The sequence below is a fragment of the Streptomyces sp. TRM49041 genome (assembly GCF_008271805.1).
In the GTDB taxonomy this organism is placed as follows: domain Bacteria; phylum Actinomycetota; class Actinomycetes; order Streptomycetales; family Streptomycetaceae; genus Streptomyces.
On sequence record NZ_VSRY01000158.1, the window covers coordinates 168,378 to 189,631 of the forward strand.

At 73.6% G+C, this 21,254-nt stretch carries 17 protein-coding genes and 3 pseudogenes; 13 read left to right on the forward strand and 7 right to left on the reverse strand.

From position 1 onward, the window contains the following. Positions 1-91: 91 nt before the first annotated feature. On the reverse strand, positions 92-1,510 hold the full coding sequence (locus FVS66_RS26430; protein WP_149183729.1) for a phosphoribosyltransferase family protein: 1,419 nt from the start codon (positions 1,508-1,510) through the stop codon (positions 92-94). A gap of 84 nt (positions 1,511-1,594) precedes the next feature. Here FVS66_RS26430 and FVS66_RS26435 point away from each other — a divergent pair, with 84 nt between their 5' ends. Next, the gene (locus FVS66_RS26435; protein ID WP_149183730.1) at positions 1,595-2,758 is read left to right on the forward strand and encodes a site-2 protease family protein; all 1,164 of its coding nucleotides are present in this window, start codon (positions 1,595-1,597) and stop codon (positions 2,756-2,758) included. A gap of 55 nt (positions 2,759-2,813) precedes the next feature. Here the strand turns inward: FVS66_RS26435 and FVS66_RS26440 are convergent, their stop codons facing one another. Continuing rightward, positions 2,814-4,325, reverse strand: coding sequence for an ArsR family transcriptional regulator (locus FVS66_RS26440; RefSeq protein WP_149183731.1), 1,512 nt, complete (start codon positions 4,323-4,325; stop codon positions 2,814-2,816). Positions 4,326-4,510: 185 nt separating this feature from the next. Here FVS66_RS26440 and FVS66_RS26445 point away from each other — a divergent pair, with 185 nt between their 5' ends. From FVS66_RS26445 to FVS66_RS26465, 5 genes and pseudogenes are all read left to right on the forward strand, one after another. Beyond that, complete coding sequence (locus FVS66_RS26445; protein ID WP_149183754.1) at positions 4,511-4,927, forward strand: DoxX family protein; 417 nt, start codon at positions 4,511-4,513, stop codon at positions 4,925-4,927. A gap of 59 nt (positions 4,928-4,986) precedes the next feature. After that, a complete protein-coding gene (locus tag FVS66_RS26450; protein WP_149183732.1) occupies positions 4,987-5,385 on the forward strand; it encodes a cell division protein SepF in 399 nt (132 codons plus the stop codon). Between the two features lie 158 nt (positions 5,386-5,543). Next, entirely contained in the window at positions 5,544-6,851 is a 1,308-nt protein-coding gene (locus FVS66_RS26455) for an AAA family ATPase (protein WP_399226354.1), read from the forward strand. After that, the gene (locus FVS66_RS26460) at positions 6,848-7,216 is read left to right on the forward strand and encodes a nucleotide pyrophosphohydrolase (RefSeq protein ID WP_149183733.1); all 369 of its coding nucleotides are present in this window, start codon (positions 6,848-6,850) and stop codon (positions 7,214-7,216) included. The genes FVS66_RS26455 and FVS66_RS26460 overlap by 4 nt, the downstream gene beginning before the upstream one ends. Before the next feature lie 125 nt (positions 7,217-7,341). Then, positions 7,342-7,809, forward strand: a pseudogene (locus FVS66_RS26465) (DUF6099 family protein); the annotation flags it as partial. A 361-nt stretch (positions 7,810-8,170) separates the two neighbouring features. Here FVS66_RS26465 and FVS66_RS26470 read toward each other — a convergent pair. The 5 genes and pseudogenes from FVS66_RS26470 to FVS66_RS26495 all read right to left on the reverse strand — a co-directional run. Beyond that, positions 8,171-9,188: pseudogene (locus tag FVS66_RS26470) on the reverse strand (hypothetical protein); the annotation flags it as partial. A 171-nt stretch (positions 9,189-9,359) separates the two neighbouring features. Beyond that, a pseudogene (locus tag FVS66_RS36270) lies at positions 9,360-11,150 on the reverse strand (recombinase family protein); the annotation flags it as partial. Between the two features lie 71 nt (positions 11,151-11,221). Further along, the gene (locus FVS66_RS26485; protein ID WP_149183734.1) at positions 11,222-11,428 is read right to left on the reverse strand and encodes a hypothetical protein; all 207 of its coding nucleotides are present in this window, start codon (positions 11,426-11,428) and stop codon (positions 11,222-11,224) included. Between the two features lie 54 nt (positions 11,429-11,482). Beyond that, a complete protein-coding gene (locus FVS66_RS35235; RefSeq protein ID WP_187645705.1) occupies positions 11,483-11,683 on the reverse strand; it encodes a hypothetical protein in 201 nt (66 codons plus the stop codon). A 246-nt stretch (positions 11,684-11,929) separates the two neighbouring features. Next, positions 11,930-12,160, reverse strand: a complete 231-nt coding sequence (locus FVS66_RS26495; RefSeq protein WP_149183736.1) for a helix-turn-helix transcriptional regulator — start codon at positions 12,158-12,160, stop codon at positions 11,930-11,932. An 87-nt stretch (positions 12,161-12,247) separates the two neighbouring features. Between FVS66_RS26495 and FVS66_RS26500 the strand changes: the two genes are divergently transcribed. From FVS66_RS26500 to FVS66_RS26530, 7 genes are all read left to right on the forward strand, one after another. After that, a complete protein-coding gene (locus FVS66_RS26500; RefSeq protein WP_149183737.1) occupies positions 12,248-12,595 on the forward strand; it encodes a transposase in 348 nt (115 codons plus the stop codon). Positions 12,596-13,033: 438 nt separating this feature from the next. After that, positions 13,034-13,759 carry a Crp/Fnr family transcriptional regulator gene (locus FVS66_RS26505; protein ID WP_149183738.1) on the forward strand — a complete coding sequence of 242 codons (726 nt, stop codon included), beginning with the start codon at positions 13,034-13,036 and terminating at the stop codon, positions 13,757-13,759. Between the two features lie 103 nt (positions 13,760-13,862). Next, the gene (locus tag FVS66_RS26510) at positions 13,863-14,672 is read left to right on the forward strand and encodes a hypothetical protein (protein WP_149183739.1); all 810 of its coding nucleotides are present in this window, start codon (positions 13,863-13,865) and stop codon (positions 14,670-14,672) included. Further along, positions 14,669-17,041, forward strand: coding sequence for a hypothetical protein (locus tag FVS66_RS26515; protein ID WP_149183740.1), 2,373 nt, complete (start codon positions 14,669-14,671; stop codon positions 17,039-17,041). Before FVS66_RS26510 ends, FVS66_RS26515 begins: the two co-directional genes overlap by 4 nt. After that, positions 17,038-18,495, forward strand: a complete 1,458-nt coding sequence (locus FVS66_RS26520) for a hypothetical protein (RefSeq protein WP_187645706.1) — start codon at positions 17,038-17,040, stop codon at positions 18,493-18,495. The genes FVS66_RS26515 and FVS66_RS26520 overlap by 4 nt, the downstream gene beginning before the upstream one ends. Beyond that, positions 18,492-18,977: a Pycsar system effector family protein gene (locus FVS66_RS26525; protein WP_262387222.1), complete on the forward strand. Its 486-nt coding sequence runs from the start codon at positions 18,492-18,494 to the stop codon at positions 18,975-18,977. The genes FVS66_RS26520 and FVS66_RS26525 overlap by 4 nt, the downstream gene beginning before the upstream one ends. An 8-nt stretch (positions 18,978-18,985) precedes the next feature. Next, on the forward strand, positions 18,986-21,254 hold a 2,269-nt coding region (locus FVS66_RS26530), incomplete at its 3' end, for a VWA domain-containing protein (RefSeq protein ID WP_149183741.1).

The window sequence follows — 21,254 nt, forward strand, 5'->3', positions numbered from 1 at the left end:
CCCAGGCGGTCGACACCGGAACATTCGCTTCGACTCCCCCCCTCTCCACTGTGGGGCCTGCCGGGAGCCGCGCACAGGGGCCCAACGGCCCTCATCGCCGGTCCGCACCCGACGACGCGGCCACCGGTCGCAGATGGTTCAGGAACCAGGCGGTCGCCAGCTCCTCGACCTGTTCCATGGCACCCGGCTCCTCGAACAGGTGCGTGGCACCGGGCACCACCTCGACCGCGTGCTCGCAGCGCAGCCGCGCCGCGGCCTCCCGGTTGAGCGGCAGCACCTGCGCGTCGGCACCACCGACGATCAGCAGCGTGGGCGCCCGTACGTCGGCGAGCCGCGGCCCGGCGAGGTCCGGCCGGCCGCCGCGGCTGACGATCGCCGCGATGTCCGCGTCCGGCTCCGCCGCGGCCGTCAGCGCCGCCGCCGCGCCCGTACTGGCGCCGAAGTAGCAGACCGGCGGGGCGTGCGTACGGCGCAGCCAGTCCGTGGCACCGGCGAGGCGCCGCCCCAGGAGCGGGATGTCGAAGACCCGCGCCCGGTCCTGGCCCTCGGTCTCGGTGAGCAGGTCGAACAGCAGCGTGCCGAGGCCCTGCCGGTTCAGGGCCCGCGCGACGGCCCGGTTGCGAGGGCTGCGCCGACCGCTGCCGCTGCCGTGCGCGAACACCACGACCCCGGGCGCGCCCTCGGGCAGCATCAGGTCACCGTCGAGCCGGACGCCGTCGACCTCGATGACGGCGGACCTCTCCGCACCGCCGGTGCCGCCCTGGAGCCCGCTCCCCGGGCCGCCCGGCCCGGCGGCCGGGGAGCTTCCGGGCTCGCCGGCCGGGTCCGTTCCCAGCCCTACGCCCGGGCCTGCCCCGCGGCTGCTCTCCCGCCTCGTCGGGCCGTGCCGGGCCAGCAGCTCGGCGACCTCCCCGTCACTCGTCTGTGCGAAGTCGTCGTACCACTGGCCCACCGACCCGAACCAGTCCGGTGACGCCAGGCACACCACGTCGTCCGCCTCCTGCCGCAGCAGCGCCAGCGCGTCCGGCGGGGCCACCGGTACGGCCACCACCACCCGGGCCGCGCCGTGCGCCCGTGCCACCCGGCAGGCCGCAAGGGCGGTCGATCCGGTGGCGATGCCGTCGTCGACCAGCACGGCGGTGCGCCCCGCGAGGGGCACTCCCGGCCGCTCGCCCCGGTACCTTCTCAGCCGCTGCTCCAGCGTCGCCCGCTCGGCCCGCTCCACCCGTTCCAGGTCCCGTTCGCCGACCCGGGCGGCCCGTACGACGGAGTCGTTCAGGACCCGTACGCCGCCCTCGCCGATCGCCCCGAACCCCAGCTCGGGCTGGGACGGCACGCCCAGTTTCCGTACGACGAGGACGTCCAGGGGCGCTCCGAGCGCCTCGGCCACCCGGTGGGCCACCGGGACCCCGCCGCGCGGCAGCCCGAGCACGACGGGGTCGTCCGGGCGCAGCCGCAGCACGGCCTCGGCCAGCCGCCGTCCCGCGGTCTCACGATCCGTGAACCGCATGTCGCCTCCTGCCCCGCCCCTTGCGGATGCCCTGCGCGCCGGGAGCGCGCACCATGGGAGCTGACGACGAGGAAGGTGGAAGCTGTGCGGGCGAGTCTCACCATCGGACGCATCGCCCAGGTCCGCGTCGGGGTCCACTGGAGCGTCCTCTTCATCTTTGCTCTCATCGTATGGGGCCTCGCGCAGGGCCGCTTCCCGGCGGCCCACCCTGGTTACGCCACGGCTCTGTACTGGACGGCCGGGCTGGTCACCGCCGTCGTGTTCTTCCTGTCCCTCCTCGCCCACGAGCTGGCCCACGCCGTGGTCGCCCGCCGGCACGGCATCCAGGTCGACGACATCGTGCTCTGGCTGCTCGGCGGGGCGGCGCGACTGCAGTCGGAGGCGGCGAGCCCAGGCGCGGAGCTGCGGATCGCGGGGGTCGGGCCGCTGGTGAGCCTGCTGCTGGGCGGGGTGTTCTCGCTGGCCGCATGGCTGCTCAGCGTGGTGTCCGCGCCCGAGCTGCTGACCGAGGCGGTGGTCTGGCTCGCGGCCATCAACATCCTGCTGGCCGTCTTCAACGCCGTACCGGCCGCACCGCTGGACGGCGGGCGGCTGCTGCGGGCGCTGCTGTGGTGGCGGACGGGGGACCGGCTTCGGGCGACCGCCGGGGCGACGACGGCGGGCCGCGTGTTCGGGTGGCTGCTGGTGCTGCTGGGCCTGCTGCTGTTCCTGCGCACGGGGGCGTTCGGGGGCCTCTGGCTGGCGCTGATCGGCTGGTTCCTGGTGGCCGCCGCGACCGCCGAGGGGCGGCAGGCCCAGCTGCGCGGCGTCCTCGCGGGCGTGCCGGTGCGGCAGGCCATGACGCCCGACCCGGTCACCGCCCCGGACACGATGACCGTGGCGGACTTCCTGGCCGATCCGCACTACCGCTACCGCCACTCGGCGTTCCCGGCCCTCGACGCGTACGGCCACCCGGCGGGCCTGATGACCCTGGACCGCGCCCGTGCCGTCCCGGAGGACCGACGGAGGGCAGTACGGGTCGGCGAGGTGATGGTCCCGCTGTCCGAGGTGACGGTCGTCGCCCCGGACGACCCCCTGGCGGACCTGCTCCCGCGCATGGAGCCCGGCGCCGACCACCGTGTCCTGGTCGTCGAGTCGGGCCGCCTGGTGGGACTGGTCACGTCCTCGGACGTCAGCCGCACCGTCACCTGGATGATGTCCTTCCGCCCCGGCGGCCAGGAACCGCCCCGCTGGGGCGACCGCACCTGAACCGTCACCGCGCCGCGCCCCGCGCAGCACCCCGGTCCGTTCCCGTACGCCGCCCCTACCCGCCCCGGTACAGCCGGTCCGCGCCCACCAGGATGACCGCGCCCTCCGCCTCCGCCGTACGGAGGGCCGGGCCGAAGCCCGCGCCGCTGTAGCACGCCGGGACGGCGCGGCCGACGTCCTCGCCGTGCTCCGCCAGTACCTCCAGCAGGCGGCGCAGCCGTTCCAGGTGGTGGAGGTCCATGACCTCGCCCCAGCGCGCGAGGCCCACGGACAGCAGGCGGCCCGGGCGGCCGTCGCCGCCTTGGCCGCGCACCACGACCTCGGCGTCCGGGACGTCGCGTACCGGCAGCGAACCGTGTCCCACGCGCACGCGGTCCGAGCCGAAGGTGTCGGGGGCGGTGTGCTCCCGTACCCACGTGCGGCACACCTCGGCGAACTGCCCGCTCGCGACCCTCGCCTCGAACACCGGCCGCGCCTGCGCCCAGATCCCGGCCGCGCTGTTCTCCTCGGCCTCCAGGGCCGCGCGGTGCGGCCGTACGACGGCGTGCTCGAACGCCAGCAGCTGCTCCGTCACCCGAAGCCGCGTCAGGTGCGGACGCAGCGCGTCCGCTTCGCCGGTCAGCAGCTCGCAGTCCTGGAGCACCCCCAGCGCGTGCGACACATCGGCGAGCGACGCGCTCACGCGCCCGGCGACCTCACCCGACGTGGCCGCGCCGAGCGCGACGGCCTCCAGCACGGAGTGGCACAGGGCCCGGTCCCAGTGGTCCGTCTCCTCGTGCACCAGCCGTGCCGCCTCGTGGAAGAGCGGCTTCCGCGGCTCGAGGACCGCCTCGCACACCCACGCGTCGAAGTCCTCGGGCCCGCCCGGCGCCCGGTCGCCCACATACGCGCGCCGGTACGCGGGCGTCCCGCCCACCACCGCGTGCACCCGCAGCGCCAGCCGCGGGTCGTCGACGCCCCAGAAGCGCGCCGCCTCCCGGAACCCGAACGGCCGGACCTCCAGGTCCAGCTCCACCAGCCCCTTCAGCGGCGAAGGCCCGCGGAACAGCCGCCGCATCACGGGGTGCGAGCTGCCGCTCAGCAGCAGCCGCGTCCGGTTGTCCTCGGCCCGGTCGGCCAGCCGCCGGAACGCCGTGTGCAGCGCCGCCGGCAGGGCGGGACTCTGCCGTACAAGATGCGGGAACTCGTCGATGACGACCGGCACCGGCTCCTGGGCGCCCAGCGCCAGCAGCGCGTCCACGGCCTCCGCCCAGGTCCGCAGCGGCACGGCCTCCGCACGGCCCGTGTGCTGCGCCAGCCGCTCGCCCAGCCGCCGCAGCGACTCGGCCTCGACCGCCTCGTCGGCGGTGAAGAGAAAGCCGCCCAGGGCCTTGGTGAGCGCCTCCAGCAGATACGTCTTGCCCTGCCGCAGCCGCCCCGAGACCACCCCGAGCCGCGGTCCCGGCGGCCCGGGGCCACCGGCGAACGCGACCAGCGCGTCCCATGCCTCGTCGCGGTCGAACACCGCGTCCGGCTTGGCAACCGACCGGTGCCCGGCGGACCGCTTCGCCCCGCCGATTCCCGTCATTCCTCCAGCCTCTCAGAAGCCCCACGAAGCGCCAGCGCACGCCTCGCACACCTGGCACGTACGTACGGGCGGACGGGCGGCCGGGCGGGCGGCGCCGGACGTACCCTGGTGGAGGGTGGTCCGCCTCCAACCGCTCTCGAATCGCAACCGCTCATCGAGAACCGCTCATCGAGCCGGAGGACATGATGGACACCCTCGTACTGATCGGACGCATCTTCTTCTCCCTGCTCTTTCTCGGGTCCGCCGTCAACCACCTGACGAAGACCTCGTACATGGCCTCCTACGCCGCGAGCCGGGGCCTTCCGGCCGCCACCCCCGCCACCGTCGTCTCCGGCCTGGTGCTCCTCGCCGGCGCGCTCAGCGTGCTGCTGGGCGTCTGGGCGGATCTGGGCGCGCTGCTGCTGGCAGTGTTCCTCTTCCCGACCGCGGTACTGATGCACGCCTTCTGGAAGTCCCCGCCCGACGACCGCCAGGGGGAGATGACGCACTTCCTCAAGGACTGCGCGCTCGGCGGCGCCGCACTCATGCTGCTGGCCTTCTTCTCGTACGCGGGCAGTGACCTCGGACTGACCATCACCGGACCGCTGTTCGACATCAGCTGAGTCGGACACAGCCCGTGTCGGAGTTGGGCCGAACGGGTGAGGGGCGCGAGTATGGACGCATGAGTAGGTACGAGAGGTACGACGTCACCGACGAGCAGTGGGAGGGCCTCGCGCAGGTGGTCCCGCTGCGGGGACGCGACGAGTGGCCGTCCAGGGTCGATCACCGCACGATCCCCCAGGAGTCCGAGGCGGCGGCCCAGCGCCGCATGGTCGTGCTGCGGGTCCAGGTCTTCGCGGACGCACGCGAGGTCGCCGCGTACCTGGTCGCACAGGTCCCGGTGCTCCTGGACCTCACCAGCGCCGACACCGAAGTCGCCAAGCGCATCCTGGACTTCAGCAGCGGTGTCGTCTTCGGCCTGGGCAGCGCCATGCACCGGGTCGACCGGAACGTGTTCCTCCTCGCCCCGGCCGGTACGGAGGTCGAGGGCGCGGCCGCCGCGGCCGTACCTCACTCGTGAGGCGTCACGCATCCTCGTGAGCCGTCACCCGTCCGCCGGCTTCCGGTCACGCGTGACGTCCGCCGCGGGCTCCGTCGACCCGCGCGCTTAGCTCATTCGTAGGAAGTCTGTTCGGGCGGAACGGTTCAGCTCGGCGCGCCCTCGTACGGTGGCCGACCATGGACCCCACCACACGCGACAACACCACGCGTGACGCCACGCGCGACGCCTTACGCGCCGTGCGCGCCGCCCGCCCCATGCGCCCGTTCCGCGGTGTGCGCCGCTCCGACGAGGCCGTCGGCGACGAGCGCGCGGCCGCCCGCCCGGTCGTCACGGAGCTGCGGCTCTCCGGCTTCAGGTCGCACCGCGGGGCGGTGTTCCCGATCCGTCCGCTGACGCTGTTCGCCGGGGCGAGCGGCAGCGGCAAGTCCGCCGCGCTCCAGGCGTACGAGGCGCTGGCCGGACTCGGCGCGGGCGCGGCGCTCGGCAAGGTGTTCCCCGACCCGTCCGGATGTGTGCCGGAGAGCGCCTCGGCGGACGCGCAGGGTCGGCGGGGCTTCCGTATCGGCTGTACGACCGACGGCCCGGCCGGCCCTGTACGGCTCGACCTCGCCGTACAGGCCGAGCCTCGACTGCGGGTGGTCGGCGAGCGGCTGACGGGCGGTGACGGGCGCACCCTGCTGGCCACGGCCCTGCGCGACCCGGCGCGGCGGTCCGTGCACGCCGAGTGGTGCACGGCCGGGCCCGCGCCGGTCACCCGCGCGCCGCTGCCCGACGACCGGCTGGCCACTGCCCTGCTGCCACTGCGTGTCGCGGGCAAGGACGACGGACAGCTGCGGGTGCTGGCCGCCGCCGAGCAGACGCTGCTGGCGCTGCGCTCCGTGTTCCCGTGCGACCCGCGGCCGTACCTGATGCGGCAGCCCGTGGCCCCCGGCGAGGGGCGGTTGCGGCGCGGCTGCGACAACCTCGCCGAGGTGCTGTACCGCACGCGCGCCGACTGCACGCGGCGGCACGCGCGGCTGACGGCGATGGCACGGGCGGGGTGCGCCGGCGCGGTGCGGGGCCTGGACGCCGAGCTGCTGCCGGACGGCACGGTGCGGGGCACGCTGGAGCGGACCGTTCCGGTGAGGCGCGGCTCTGCGGGGGGTGTTGCGGAGCGGGGCGGGGAACGGGTGGTGGGCACGCCGCTGGGGCGGCTCGGGGACGGCGAGCTGCGGTATCTGGCGCTGGCCCTGGTGCTGTTGACCGGCCCGCGGGTGCTGGCAGTGGACCAGGCTGCCGAGGTGCCGGGCCCGATGCAGGCGCTCACCGTCGTCGCGGACGGCTTCGACCGGGACCTGGACGTCCGGCAGGCCCGGGAACTGACCTCCCTGGCCGCGGAGATCTGCGCTGACGGCCATATGCGGCTCATCGGCGCGGTGGGGGAGACCGGGGCGGGGGCCGCGCGCGAGTGTCAGGGCGCGGCGGTGGTAGACCTGACGCCGTGACCGAACTGGATGTACAGGGACTGCAGCGCAGGCTGGCCGAGTTCGCCGCGTCGCGCGCATGGCAGCCGTATCACACCCCGAAGAACCTCGCGGCGGCGCTGAGCGTCGAGGCGGCCGAACTGCTGGAGATCTTCCAGTGGTTGACCCCGGAGGAGGCGGACCGGGTCATGGAGGACCCGGAGACCGCCCACCGGGTGGCCGACGAGGTCGCCGACGTGCTCGCCTATCTCCTCCAGTTCTGCGGGGTGCTGGGTGTCGATCCGCTCGCGGCGCTCTCCGCCAAGATCGACAGGAACGAGCTGCGCTTCCCGGTGGGACGGCCGCCCGGGCGGTCCGCACGGAGCGATCGTCACTCTGCGGAGTGATCGACTTATGCACACTGAGCTTCGTGTCCACAGATTTCCGAATTCCCCTGGCTTTTATGCTCGGACAGCTTCACTCTGGGTAGTGAGTCAGTGAGCGGAAAGTCGTACGAACGGGGGCGGCGTACATGGATGCGGAACGACTCGTCGCGATCAGCAGGCGAGACCTCGCGGAGAGCCGGGCTGTGCCCGACATCATGGCGGCCGCCTGGCAGGCGCAGTGCCTCGCCCAGGCGATCGGCGGCCATCTGGCGCTCTGTGGGCCTCAGGAGTTGAGAGGTGAGGCGCGAGCGCTCAGCGAGACCGGTGGGCGCGGCGTCGCGGGCCCGGACCACCCGGCGCGGCGCACCGGGGCGCGAGCGGCACGGCTGACGGAAGTCGGCGACATGCGGGGCACGTTGCTGGTGCTGGGCGCGCTGCTCGGCGAGGTGGGGATCGCGCTCGTCGGAGTGGCCTGTGCCACCGACGAGGAGGGGCTGTACTGGCAGTGCATCGAGGCGATCGACGCCGCCGACGAGTCCAGCGACCACGTCGGGGTCATGCTCCGCCGGCTCGCGGTCCGCGACCGCGCGAGATCCCCCGGAGCGCCGAACGGCGGGGCGGAGCCGGAGAGAGCGGGCCGTGAGCCGGCGGAGGGGTACGGCCCGGACGGGTATCGGGTGAGCGGCGCGGACCGTCCCGGCGCGGACGGCCAGGCAGCCGATGACTCCGGCCCGGATCGAACGGGCCGGGAACGGACGACCGGTGAGACACACCCCGAGCGGGTGGAAGTGGTGGGCCCGGCGGACTCGGCGGCGGGGTCGTGACCGCCGGGTGGTGGCGGGCGGCCTCAGAGCGACATGCTTTCTCCGGAACCGGTCCGAGCCTTGCCACCCGGCTCACCCGGCTCACCCGGCTCACCCGGCGAGCGGTGCGCGCGTGCCGCGGCGCGCCGCCCGCCGGGCCAGGCCGGGTGACCTACAGGCGCGGGTCGACCGGTTCCGACTCCAGGGACAGGACCGCGAAGACCGCCTCGTGGACGCGCCACAGGGGTTCGTCGGTGGTCAGGCGGTCCAGGGCTTCCAGGCCCAGGGCGTACTCGCGGATGGCGAGTGAGCGCTTGTGGGCGAGGGAGCGCGAGCGGAGGCGCCGGAGGTTCTCCGGGCGGGTGTACTCGGGGCCGTAGATGATCCGCAGGTACTCGCGCCCCCGGCACTTGATGCCCGGCTGGACCAGCCGCCCCTGGGCGTCCCGGGCCAGGGCCTCCACGGGCTTGACGACCATGCCCTCGCCGCCCCTGGCGGTGAGCTCCAGCCACCAGTCGGTGCCCGCCCGGACCGACGCCTCGTCGCCGGTGTCGACGAACAGGCGGCGTGTCGTCCGGAGGAGATCCGTCGGGTCGGCCTCCACGAGACGGTCGATCAGGGCCAGCTGCTCGTCGTGCGGCAGCCCGGCCAGGCTGCGGCCGCGCGCGGCGAGGACCTGGAAGGGCGCGAGGCGCACCCCGTCCAGCCCGTCGGTGGGCCAGCAGTAGCGGCGGTAGGCGTCGGTGAACGCGGCGGCGTCGGCGGCCCGTTCGCGCTGCCGCTCCAGCAGCCCGCCCACGTCGACCCCGCGCGTCGCGGCAGCCTCAAGGGCGGCCACCGCGCCGGTAGCGCACGGGCAGCCCGAACTCGTCGGTCTCGCCCGTCGTGTCCCCGTACAGGGCGTGCGGGCGGACCCGGCCGGACGTGCGGCCGTGGTACTTCTACGGCAGACCGGCGTGGCACACGACCAGCCGGCCCTCGTCGAGCACGTAGTGGCTGACGAGCCCGCCGACGAAGTCCCGCACCCGCTGCCGGAACGCCTCGTCCTCCCGCTCCAGCTGCTCGATCGTCTCGGCCAGGCCGTGCGTGTGCTGGACGTTGCGGCCCGCCAGCCAGCGGCGCAGCTTGTTCTCGTGGTTGCCAGGAACGCACAGGGCGTCGCCGGACGCGACCATAGGAGTTTCCGGACCCCCGCCCTCGTGCCGGATAGGCAGGATGCGCGGGTCCACGCGCCCCTCGATCTTGAGCGGCGGCAGCACGGGCATCCCCGCCGGAAGCGTGCCCTCGTTGGGGACGGCCTTCATGATCTCGTCCCACACGCCGTTGGCCCGCCAGCGGTTGAACCGGGTGTGCACGGTCTTCCAGTTGACGCCCTCGGGTACCTCGATGCTGTGCCAGCCGCACCCGGTACGCGCCTTGAACAGGATGCCGTCCACGATCGCCCGGCCGTCGATCAGCCGATGGTTCGGCGGCTCCCACGCGCGCACGATCGGCTCGACCTTGGCCCAGGTCTCGTCACTGAACGGCGGTGGCACCAGTCGGCCGGAGTCGTTGAACCACTTGGTGAGGGTGCACCCCTTGTTGGTCTTGCGCTCGGGCATCGGACCCGTGACCGTGACGCGCACGTCCAGCAGCGCGAGGATTTCGCCCTGTTCCTCAGGCGTCATGTCGGCCAGCCGGGTGCGTGCCAGCTCAGCGAGGGCGGCAAGGTCGTCTGCGCGCTGCTCGGCCGCCTCGGTCTCCTCCATCCACCGCTTCGCCTCGTCGCGCATCTCCTTGAGCTGCTCCAGCTCGTCGGTCAGCGTCTTGACGACCTCCTCAATCGTGGACGCGGGCACGTTCAGCCGAACGTAGGTGGTCAGCGTCTCGGTCATGGCCTTCTCGCGGTCGGCCACCTGCTGGTTCAAGTCGGCCACCCGGGCGCGCTGTGCGTCCTGGTCGGTGTCGGCCATGCCGACCCACTCAGCCGCCATCGCCTTGAGCTGGTACGGGTCGCCCAGCAGCGTGACGACCTCGGCCCACACGGCGGCCTCAAGCTCAGCCGCCGGGATCTGCGGGTCGTCGCACGTCGGCGCGTGGGCGTACTCCTCCGTCCGGCCTTTGCAGCGGTACCAGCGCCCCGGGCCCTTGTGCCGCTTGCCGCCGATGTAGTGCTTGCCGCACTGGGCGTGTACTCGGCGCGACAGCGGGTAGACCCCGGCCTGACCCTTGGGCTTACCGGAGGGTTCGCCGACAGCTGCCTTCAGGTCGGCCACCTCATCCGGCGTGAAGATCGGGTCAAGCTGGATACGAACGGTCTCGCCGTAGAGCGGCTGCCCGTTTTGGTCGAGCTTCGGCCCCCGGCCGTTCTTCACCTTGGTGTTGCGGAAGATGAAGGCAGCTTCGAGGACGGCCATGGACATCAGCCGGGCGCGCAGGTTCTGATGCGACCAAGGCTTGCCGGAGCGGGTGAACAGACCCTCGGCGTTCAGGCGCGCGGCGGTCTGGCGCATGTTCAGGCGGAACTCGACCAGCAACTCACGGGCGCGGCGCAACACCTTGACCTCAGCGGCGCACTGGATGAGGCGGGAAAGGCCCTTCTTGCCCTGGTCCTCGATTTCGTAGCCGTACGGCGGGGGACCACCGACCCAACCGCCCTCCTCGGCCTTCTCCTGCAAGCCGCCTTGGGTGCGCTGGCGGATGGTCTCCCACTCGGTCTCGGCGTAGTCGGCGTCACGGCGCATCTTCTTGCGGCCCTCGACCGTGGTGTTGTCGTAGTCGTCCTGGACGACGCCGACGAAGATGCCCATGTCTTCGAGCTCCCAGACCCACCGCCAGAAGGCACGGCCCGTGCGCCCGATGGCGCGGCCCTCGTTCACAACGACGATGTCGAAGGGCTTGGGCTTCTCCCGGGCCAGCTCCATCAACTTGTTGAGGTCTTCGCGCTGGTGCGCCTCAAGACTGCCGCTGGTGCCCTCGTCACGGAAGGTGCCGACGTGCCGCCAGCCCTTGCGCTCGATGTGGCGCAGGATCTTCTTGGTCGAGTACTGGACGCCGTATCCCTTGGCCTGGTCCTCGGTGGAGACGCGGGCGTAGGCCACCGCCCGGAGCTGACCACGCGCCACGACGCGCTTGATTACGCCGGTCGCGATGGCTGTGCTTTGCTTGTTCACGCTGGGTTTCTCCTCGTAGTTCTCAGCGCTTGGCCCGGCCGGGGCAGCACCCCCGGCCGGGTTCGTTCGTCTTAACGAGTGAAGTCGTCGGTAACGTCGGCCCAGACGAAATCGCCGCTGGCCTCGTCCACGGCCACCTCGCGGATGCGGAGCTGACAGACGCGCGCGTCGGGCACGTCGCGCCGGGCCTCGTCGGCGAGCTTGCGCATCTCGGCCGGGTCGTGAAGCTGAGCGGTGACCAGGCGACCGGCCGGGTTGCGGAACTGGATCTTGAACACGGGGCTCCTCGGAGCCGGGCGGCCTGAGCCGACCGCCCGGCGGGGGCGGGCCGGTCAGATGGCCTGGAACTTGAGGGTGCGGCGCTCCTTGCCCTTCACCTCGTAGACGAAGTGCTCGCCGTCCATGCGCCCGGTGAAGGTGGCGCGGCCGACCTTGGCCGTGACCTTCTTGGGCTTGCGGGTCCGGCCCTCGGCCTTCGCGGCGGCCTTGGCCTCCAGCCGCTCCGCCTTCTTTCGGGCCTTCTCACCGGCCACCCCGCGATGACCATGTGGCCGAACGCGAACTTCGCGGTGTGGGTCAGGGCGTCGGCCGGGCTGGCGATGCCGTCCACCGTGCGGATGACCTCGGTGCCGTCGGCCCCTGCCTTGATCAGGAAGGACTTGAGCTCGGCGTCATGGCCGGGAGCGAACAGCCGCTTCGTGGTGGCCTGCAGCCGAAGCAGCCGAAGCAGCCGCTTGCGCTCGGACTCGGTGAAGGCCTGGAGCCCTTGACGATCTCCATCACACCGACACCTCCTTGCGGTCGGCGCGGGTCTTGAAGTCGTCCATGGACACGCCGAGGGCGTCGGCAATGGCCGCCAGCGTCGGCAACGACGGGGCGGAACGTCCGCACTCGTAGCCGCTGACGTTGGTGTGGGTACGCCCGATCTGGCGGGCGAGCCGACGCTGACCGATACCGCGTTCGGTACGGATGCGTCGGAGAGCAGCAGGGCTGAACTCGAAGGCAGACACTGGGGTTCCTCTTCGGGGGGACCTGTCCCCGAGTGGTGGACACTTCTGAGCCCGGCCCCGGGAGGGGTCGGGTAGGAGGCATCTTTTATGGTGATGAAGGTCTACTCGCCCGAGTTCAAGGCGGACGCCGTCGCGCTGTACCTGGACCCGAGCCACACCTTCGAGGGCATCGGCAAGGATCTGGGGATCAGCCGCGAGACGCTGCGTAACTGGGTGCGGGCCGAACGGGCCCGCCGAGGCGGGGGCAGCACGACGAGCACGAGCACGGAGAAGAACACGGTGGATTCCCCGCCGACGGCCGAGGAGCTTCAGGCAGAGAACGAGGCCCTGCGTCGGGAGCTGGCGGCAGCCCGCAAGGAGATGCACAAGCTCGCCACCGAACGGGACATTCTCCGCAAGGCGACGAAGTTTTTCGCACAAGAGATGACCTGGTGACCAACCGCTTCCAGGTCATCGAGGACCACCACCGCGCCTGGGGCGTGAAGCGGTTGTGTGCCGTGCTGGAGGTCGCCCGCTCCAGCTTCTACAAGTGGCGGGCGGGCCGCAGGGCCCGCGCCGCCCGTGAACGAGCAGATGCCGCGCATTTACCGGGGGCGCACGCAGGGCGCACTCCGCGAGTGCGGGGCGCATATGCGAAGCACACGGGGCGCAGGGTCCGAGCGCTCTGCGCCCGGTGCGCTTCGCTGTTTGTTGACGGGCCTGTGGCCAGCCCTTAGCGTTCTTCACCCCAATGGAGTGACGCAACGTCAACCTCGTTGTCATCAAGGTCACTTGAGCTGCCGCGCGAATCGAAAAGCGCGCGAACACACAGACGAATCAAGCGAACACGCAGACCCCCGTCCGGGTGTGCGAATCACGGGGGAGGGGTGCGGTATGAGTCTCTTCGGGCAGGACCGCTCATTCCTCGAGGCCCTCACCGCCCAGGACCGCCGCGCCCTTCTCGCCGAGGGCGCACCCCGCGTGTACGAGCCCGGCGCCGTCATGATCCGGGAGCGCGACACCTCCGCCTATGTCCTCGCCCTGCTCTCCGGCTGGGCCGTCGTCTCCGTCGAGACCGAGCGCGGCACCCGACTCATCCTCGCCCTGCGCGGCGCCGGCGAGGTCGTCGGCGACCTCGCCGCCGTCGACCAGGGGCCCCGCAGCGCCACCGTCACCGCGCTCGGCCGCGTCGACGCCGTCTCCGTCTCGGGCGACCGGTTCCGCCGCTTCCTCGCCGCCCGCCCGCACGCCACCTCACTGATCATGCGTCAGCTCAGCGCCCGGCTCCGCAGCGCCGACGTCGAGCGCCGTTCCCTCGCCTCCGAGACCGTCCTCCAGCGCCTCGCCGCCCGTATCGCGGAGCTCGCCCAGCGGGCCGGACGCCGCGGCCCGGGCGGCACGGTCCTGGAGATACCGCTGCCCCAGCACGACCTCGCAGCCGCCATCGGCGCCACCCGCGAGGCGGTCGCCAAGGCCCTGCGCCAGCTGCGCGACCAGAACGTCGTACGGACCGGCCAGCGCCAGGTCGTCGTCACCGACATGGCCGTCCTGCTCCGCCTCGCCCAGGGCCGGAGTCAGCGCACGGCGGGACCCGCGGAGAAAACTCCGCCGGCTGTGTAAACGGCTACATCGCCTGCCGCCGCCCGCGGACAGGCTTGCCCTGTCACCACAAGACACCGCGACACCGAGCACCACGGCACATCACGGCACCCAGGGAGTCCGAGTGAGCAGTGCGGGAGCCATCCACAGGCTGGTCGTCTTCGGGGACGCCTGCGCGTCCGGGACGCTGGGCATGGACGCCAAGAAGCGTATGCGCGCCGCCATGTACGAGGCGTTCGGCGAGGCGTACGCCGCCATCGGCGTCGAGCCCGGCGCCGTGCACCAGGAGGACCGGGGCGACGGCATCCTCGGCGCCCTGCGCCCCGACGTACCGCCGACGCTCATGGTCGGACGGTGGGTCGACACCCTCTACGAGAGCCTCCGCGAGCACAACGCCGGCCGTGACCGGCCGCTGCGCGTCCGCGTCGGCATGAACGCCGGGCTCGTCCTCGACGACGGCAGGGGACTCGTCGGCCGCGCCGTCGACCTGGCCTGCCGACTCTGCGACAGCACCACCGCGAAGGATGTCATGGCCCGCGCCGAGGACGCCGACCTGCTCGTCGTCGTCTCCGGCTGGCTGTACGACAACGTGGTCTCCGAAGGCGGCCGTCATGTCGAGCCCGGCCACTACCGGCCGGCCCGCGTCCGCTCCAAGGAGACCGATGAGACCGCCTGGTTCCACATCCCCAGGCGGCCCGCACCACCCCTGTCGGACGACACCGACGGGGCACCCGGCACCCCGGACGGAACGGACGGTGCCATACGGACCGGCGGTGGGCCGACGCGGGGGGACGGCCCACCGCCTCACACCGCCGACCCGCCGCCCCGGCGCAGCTACCAGGCCGGGGGCGACCTCCAGGTATTCGAGCGCAACACCATCCACGGCGGCTTCACCGGCATCCGCAAGGACCGCGGCGAGGGAGACGGCGCATGAGCGACCACGACGACGCCCCGCCGCAGGACCACCGCGGCGACGACCCCCGACCCGCCGAACAGCCCCACGACCAGGGCGCCCAGGGCAAGGACGGCGGCGCGGGCAGGGACCAGCCCGGGAAGGACGGACAGGAGGCCGCCCAGCCGCCCGAGGCCCCGCCCAACCCCTTCGACCAGGCGGGACGCAACCCGCTCGGCGGGTCGGGCGGCACCGGCGGTGCCGGCACCGCGCAGGCCGCGCACCGCACCTTCGAACACGGCCGCGCCGAACGCCGCTACGACTTCCGCGGCGACGGCCAGGTCTTCGAGGACAACACCTTCATCAACCAGTTCTGGGTCGACGCGGGACCACCCGCCGTCCAGGGCGACGTCCCCCAGGAGACCCTCGACCGGCTCGCCGACGTCTACTGCGAGACCACCGGCTACCAGCGCATGAAGCAGCTCCTGCGCGCCAACGGACTGCTCGTCCTCACCGGCGAACCCGGCAGCGGCCGCACCGCCACCGCCCTCGCCCTTCTCTCCGAACTCACCGACGACCACGTCACCCGCCTCGACCCCACCACCACCGTCCACACCATCGACGGCGCGGCGCTCAGGACGGGCCACGGCTACCTCCTGGAACTCCCGCCCGAGAACAGCGCGGGCCCGGAAGCCGACAGCACCGGCGTCACCGACGCCGCCGACGCCGGGCCCGCCCACCGCCGCCACGCGGGCGCCCACCGCCGCCTCACCGAGCTCCACCTCGACCGGTTCAGCGGCCAGCTCCGCGACCGACAGTCGTACGGCATCGTGCTCGTGGAGAGCGGCGACCTCGCCGACCGGCTCCTCCAGGGCCGCTACGGCGTGTACTGCCCGCCCCCGCCCCCCGCCGAGGTCCTCCACCGCCACCTGCGCACCCTGCTGCGCGGCGAACCCGAGGGTGCCCTCGACCGGGCCCGCGACCTCGCCGCACGCGACGACGTCACCCGCGCCCTCGGCCTCGACGAACTGCGCCCCCGCGAGGCCGCCCGGCTCGCCGACCATCTCGCCCGCCACCAGAAGGGCGAACTCACCCAGGATCAGCTCCTGGACGACTGCGGCGCGTTCGTCCGGGCCCAGGCCCGCGTCTGGTTCGCCGGCGCCGACCGGCCCGGCGCCCTGCCCGAGGCCCTGCCCGCGCTGAACGCCGCCGCCTTCCGGATCGCCGTCGCCGTCTTCAACGGCTCCGCCTACAGCCTCACCGCCGAGGCCGCCGAACTGCTGGCCTGGGAACTCGCCGTCACCCTCGACCCCGAACGGCCCGTCGGACGCCGCCTGTTCGGCACCCACGCCGACAACCGGCCCGTCCTCGCCCGCTCCGTGCTCGAGGACGGCGAACTCGACCTCGGCGCCGCCCGCGTCCCCGCCCGCCTCATCCGCTTCCAGGGCGACGCGCTCGCCACCGCCGTCCTCGACGAGGTGTGGCGGGGCCACCACAATGTGCGCGGCCCCCTGTCCCGCTGGCTGCGCGGACTGTGCGACGACCCGCGGCCCGAGGTGTGGGTACGCGCCTCCATCGCCGCCGGGGTCCTCTGCTCCTGGGACTGGGTGTACGGCTTCGGCGAACTCGTGCGCCCCATGGCCCTGCTCGACGGCCGCGTACCCCGCATGGCCGCCGCAACCGCGCTCGCCGAGGCCGCCCGCGACCCCCGCGTCCAGCCTGCCGTCGTCGCCGTACTGAGGGAGTGGGCGAGGAGCGGCGACGCCGCGCTCGTCGACACGGCCGTCCTCGCCCACGGTTACGCCCTGCCCGCCGGGTCCGTCCGCTCCTCCGTGGAAGCGCTCGGCGCCGTCGTACGGGCCGACGGCGGCGACGCACCCGACGTCCTCGGCACCGCCTCCTTCAGCGTCATGCGCCTCCTCGCCTCCCCGGAGCCCGAGACCGTCACCGAGCGCCTCGGCAGCTGGCTGGACGACGGCCGCCGCGCCCTCGCCGACCTGGTGCTGCTCACCGCGATCGGCACCCTCACCATGCGCACCACCCACCTCTGGGGTCTCACAGAGGTCCCTGAACTCGAACCGCACGGCTCCCGGCCGCTGCTCGTCGCACTGCTCGTCACCCGCCCCGACCTCGCACCCACGCTGGCCGCCCTGGTCGGGGACGCCCTCGGCACGCCCCGCTCGGGCGACCCCGCCCTGGACGGCCTCGCCTCGCTGCTGCGCCGCGCCGCCCGGGACCCCGAAACCCTCCGGCCGGTCTGCGGCTTCCTGTCGCTGCTCGCCGCCACCCCCCGGGACCGCGACCGGTTGCGCGGCCTGCTCACGGGGCTCGTACGCGACCGGGACAAACCCCTGGACAAGGCCGCGGCGGGCCGCATGTGGGACGCCGTGGCGGAAGGAGCCGCGCGATGAACTCCGGCCCCCCACCCCAACGGCCCCCGGCCGTACCCGCGCCCCATCGGCCCGGTGGCGCCCCGCACGGTGTTGCCCCGCACGGTGTTGCCCCGCACGGCGGCGCCCCGCACGGTGGCGCCCCGCACGGTGGCGCCCCGCACGACGGCACTCCGCAGGACTCCCGCCCGCCCGGGCCGCTCCTCCACGAGGTCTCGCCGCCGTACAAGCGCCGCAGCGGCCGGATCGCCGCCGTCATGCTGTACCGCAACGGCGGCCACCGGGTCATGTGGCCCGACCGCAAGGAGGACCACGGCACACCCGTGTTCGGCGGCCCCTACACCGTCTTCGAGGTGCTCCTCGGCCGCAACGTCACCGAGTTCTCCCTCGAACTGCCCGCCTCCGGCGACGGTGTGTTCTTCCAGGCGAGGGCCGCCGTCCAGTGGGAGGTCGACGACCCCCACCTCGTCGTCACCCGGCAGGTGTGGGACGTCGCCGAACTGCTCCGCGACGACCTCCTCGACGGTCTCCGCGCGGTCTCCCGCCGGTTCGGGATCACCGAGGCCCAGCGGGCCGACGAGGCCGTACGGGACGAACTCGCCGCGGGGCGGCTGCAACTCGGCCGTGACCTCGGGCTGCGCACCCGCGTCCTGGTCTTCTTCGACCTCGACACGGCCGTGCAGGATCAGCTCGCCGAGGCCGACCGGACCCTGGTCGGCATGGGCGTCGACCGGCGCGTGGCCGAGCGTGAACGGCGCAAGGAGGCGTACGACCGGCAGCTGGTCGCCGACCGGGCCAGGGAGATGCAGGTCATGCTCCAGCAGGGCGAGATCGCCCAGATCGCCCACCACATGGCGGCCAACCCCGACAAGCAGTGGGAGATCCGCAGGCAGCTCCGCGCGGAGGAGCGGGAGGGCAAGGCCGACTTCCTCGCCGTGCTCCACCGGCTGATCGACACCGGTGTCATCGAACGCCACGACCTCGACCAGATGACCTACCAGGTCCTGGAGCACCTGCGCAGCAGCAGCGGTGGCGTACTCGGCGGCGTCGCCGACCGCGTCCTCGACGTCCCGGGCCCGCAGCCCCGCGCCCTCACCGACGGAACACCGCGGGGCGAGCCGGTGCGGCCGCCCTGGGAGGAGGAGCCTGCCGACGGCAGGGCCGCGGACGCCGGCCCCGACGGCAACCGTGTGCACGAGCCGACCCGCGTGCAGTCCGCTCGGGAACGGGACCGCGAGCGCGAACGCGAACGCGGGCGTGGCCGCGACGGGGACGGCGGCGCACCCGGCTGGGACGACGACGGCGTACGGAACCCCGACGCGGGACGGCACGCGGACCACGCAGGGTACGACGACCGCCGCTACGACGACCGCCGCTACGACGACCGCAGCTACGACGACCGCCGCCACGACGGCCGCCGGCACGGCGAATCCGCCCGGCCCAGCGCCGACTTCGACGACTGGGACGACGAATGAGCGGCACGCCCGCACCCCCCGACGAGATCCGCCTCATGGCGGAGCGCATGCTGGCCACCGTCCGCGAGGACATCGGCCGCGCCGACACGAAGGCGGCGATCCTCCTGTCCGGAGCGCTCGCCTTCCTCGCCGTGGTCTTCGCCCGCGACCCCGCTCCGCTCCCCACGAGCGGCCCCGGCGTCGCCCTCGTCGCCGTCGGCGGCGCGTTCTGGGGCACCGGGATGCTGATGCTCGTCTCGGTGATCCTGCCGCGCACCCGCATCGGCGCCGACCGCACGCTGCTGCGCGACCTCGCCTCCGGCGCCCCGGCCGGAGTGCTCCTGGACCGGCTCGCCGAGGCGGGCTCGGACACCACCGGCTGGCTCCTGGACCAGGCCGGCGTGCACGGACAGGTCCTGGCCGCCAAGTACCGATGGCTGCGCGCGGGTGTCCTGTGCCTCGCGTTCGGCGCGGCGCTGGCCCTCCTCAGTGAACTGTGGTGAGAGAGACGATGCGACTGATCAGCACGAGACGTGCCGCCCGGGCCGCGGCCCTGACGCTTTCCCTGGGTCTCACGGCCCTGTCCCCGGCCCCGCCCCTGACCCCCGCGGCCGCGGTGAACGTGCCGGCGGCGCCCGCCGAGGGCGCCGACCCCATCGACTTCGCCATCGTCGTCGACCAGTCCGAGAGCCTGTCCGACGCCGACCTGGCCCGCGAGGTGGACGCCGCAGCGCTCCTCGCCCAGGGCGAGATATCCGAGCGCTCCCGGGCGGCGGTCATCGGGTTCGGCAGCTCCGAGAAGCCCGGCCAGTCGCCCGTACGCGAGGTCTGCCCGCTCACCGTCGCCGACGCCGCGGGGCGCCAGCGCCTCAGCGACTGCGTCCAGCAGCTGTCGCGCCGAGACCCCGCCCGCACCGGCCCCGGCACGGACTTCCCGGCGGCGATCCGCCAGGCCGTCGGCCGGCTCACCGAGAAGAGTGACGCCGCCACGCCCAAGGTGGTCTTCCTCCTCACCGACGGCAGGCTCGACGTCGGCGACAGCCCCGAGTACGGCCCCGACGCGGCCAGCAGGCAGGCCAACGGCGCCAAGCGGCTGACCGAGGAACTCGCCCGCGCCCGCCGCGAGAACGTACAGATCTGGCCGCTCGGCTTCGGCAGCGGCATCGACCGGGCCGCGCTCACCGCCATGGCCGAGGGCGGCCACCGGGGCGGCTGCGCCGACCTGCCCTCCGCCACGCCCAGGATGCGGGTCGTCGCCGACTCGGCCGGCATCGACAAGGCGCTCCAGGAGACGTTCGCCGCGGCCCGCTGCGCCAGCGTCACATACGGCGGCGAGGGCACCCCGCCCAACGACCTCTATGTGACCATCCCGCCGATCGCCACCGACGGCTCCATCACCGTCAGCAAGCGTGACCCGAAGGTCACCGTGACCTACTACGACCCCCTGAAGCGGAAGGTCCCCACGCAGGGCGAGTTCGACGGCTCCACATTCGAACTCAGCGGCCAGGACGGGCCCGTGGAGGCACTGCGCGTGAAGAACCCGCTGCCCGGCCGCTGGCGCGCCCATATCGAGGCACCCGAGGGGCACCGGGACCACCACGTCGCCGTCCGCGCCATCTGGCAGGGCCGCCTGCGCTCCGCCGTCACCCTCGATCCCGCGTCGCCCCGCCCCGGCGAGAAGGCCGTCGTCGAGGTCCGTATGCAGACCCGCCGAGGCGTCGTCATCACCGACCCGGCGCAGCTCGCCGGCATCAAGGTCACCGCGCGGCTCACCGGTGACGGGTTCACGCCCGTCGACGTCGCCCTCGCCGACGACGGCCGCGCCCCGGACCGTACGGCGTCGGACGTACGGTTCACTGGCACCGTCACCGTCCCGGCCGGCGCGACCGGCGCTCTGCGCCTCACCACGCGCATGGCGGCGCGCGGCGTCACCTCCGACCAGCGCCCGCTGCACGCCCGGACCACCCAGGGCACGCCCGCCGTCACGGCCGGGCTGGCCGTCGACCGTGCCACCGTGCACCCCGGCGACACCGTCGGCGGCACCCTGTCCGTCACCAACAACGACAGTGCCCCGCACACCCTGCGGCTCGCCCTCGCCGACCAGGCCGACGGCACCGAACTCCGCGTCAGCCCGGCCACCGTCACCGTCCAGCCGGGCAGGCGGCAGAACGTCCCCTTCACCCTGACCCTCGGCCCCGGCACCCCACTCGGCGAGGTGGGCGGCAAGGTCACCGTCGTCGACACCGGCGACGGCGGGCGTGTCCTGGACGGCGCGTTCCTGGACGTCCGCGTCGACCCGCCGCCCACCTGGTGGGACCAGTGGTGGGCCGCCGTACTCGGCGGGGCCGCGGCCGCGCTCGCCCTCGGCGCCTTCGTCGCCCTGCGGCTGGCCGCCCGCGCCCGCCGCCGCGATCTGGCGGGCGTCGAGCTGGAACTGCTCGGCGACGGCCGCAGCCTGGACCGGCTCACCGTACGGGCAGGGCAGAGCCAGGGCGGCGCCTACCGCTTCACCGTCGAGCAGGCACGCGGCACCGCCCCGACCCTCCAGCGCGCCCGGCCCGGCACGGCCGGTGCCCACCAGCTGCGCCGCACCGGGGGCGGCGAACTGCGCCTCCAGCCGCACCGGGGCCGGGAGCAGTCCGTGCGGGCCGGGGAGCCGACCGGTCTCGGCGACGGCATCGACGTCGTCGTCCACGACCGCAGGTCCACCACCCCGTCCGGGTCCACCGCACCGCGCGCGGCCCAGGGCCGCCCGGGCGCCGGCCGCACCGCCACGGCGG

Coding starts and splice junctions, on each gene's coding strand:
- FVS66_RS26430 (WP_149183729.1), bottom strand. CDS start 1,510: ATGCGGTTCACGGATCGTGAGACCGCGGGACGGCGGCTGGCCGAGGCC.
- FVS66_RS26440 (WP_149183731.1), bottom strand. CDS start 4,325: ATGACGGGAATCGGCGGGGCGAAGCGGTCCGCCGGGCACCGGTCGGTT.
- FVS66_RS26445 (WP_149183754.1), top strand. CDS start 4,511: ATGGACACCCTCGTACTGATCGGACGCATCTTCTTCTCCCTGCTCTTT.
- FVS66_RS26450 (WP_149183732.1), top strand. CDS start 4,987: ATGAGTAGGTACGAGAGGTACGACGTCACCGACGAGCAGTGGGAGGGC.
- FVS66_RS26455 (WP_399226354.1), top strand. CDS start 5,544: ATGGACCCCACCACACGCGACAACACCACGCGTGACGCCACGCGCGAC.
- FVS66_RS26500 (WP_149183737.1), top strand. CDS start 12,248: ATGGTGATGAAGGTCTACTCGCCCGAGTTCAAGGCGGACGCCGTCGCG.
- FVS66_RS26505 (WP_149183738.1), top strand. CDS start 13,034: ATGAGTCTCTTCGGGCAGGACCGCTCATTCCTCGAGGCCCTCACCGCC.
- FVS66_RS26515 (WP_149183740.1), top strand. CDS start 14,669: ATGAGCGACCACGACGACGCCCCGCCGCAGGACCACCGCGGCGACGAC.
- FVS66_RS26520 (WP_187645706.1), top strand. CDS start 17,038: ATGAACTCCGGCCCCCCACCCCAACGGCCCCCGGCCGTACCCGCGCCC.
- FVS66_RS26525 (WP_262387222.1), top strand. CDS start 18,492: ATGAGCGGCACGCCCGCACCCCCCGACGAGATCCGCCTCATGGCGGAG.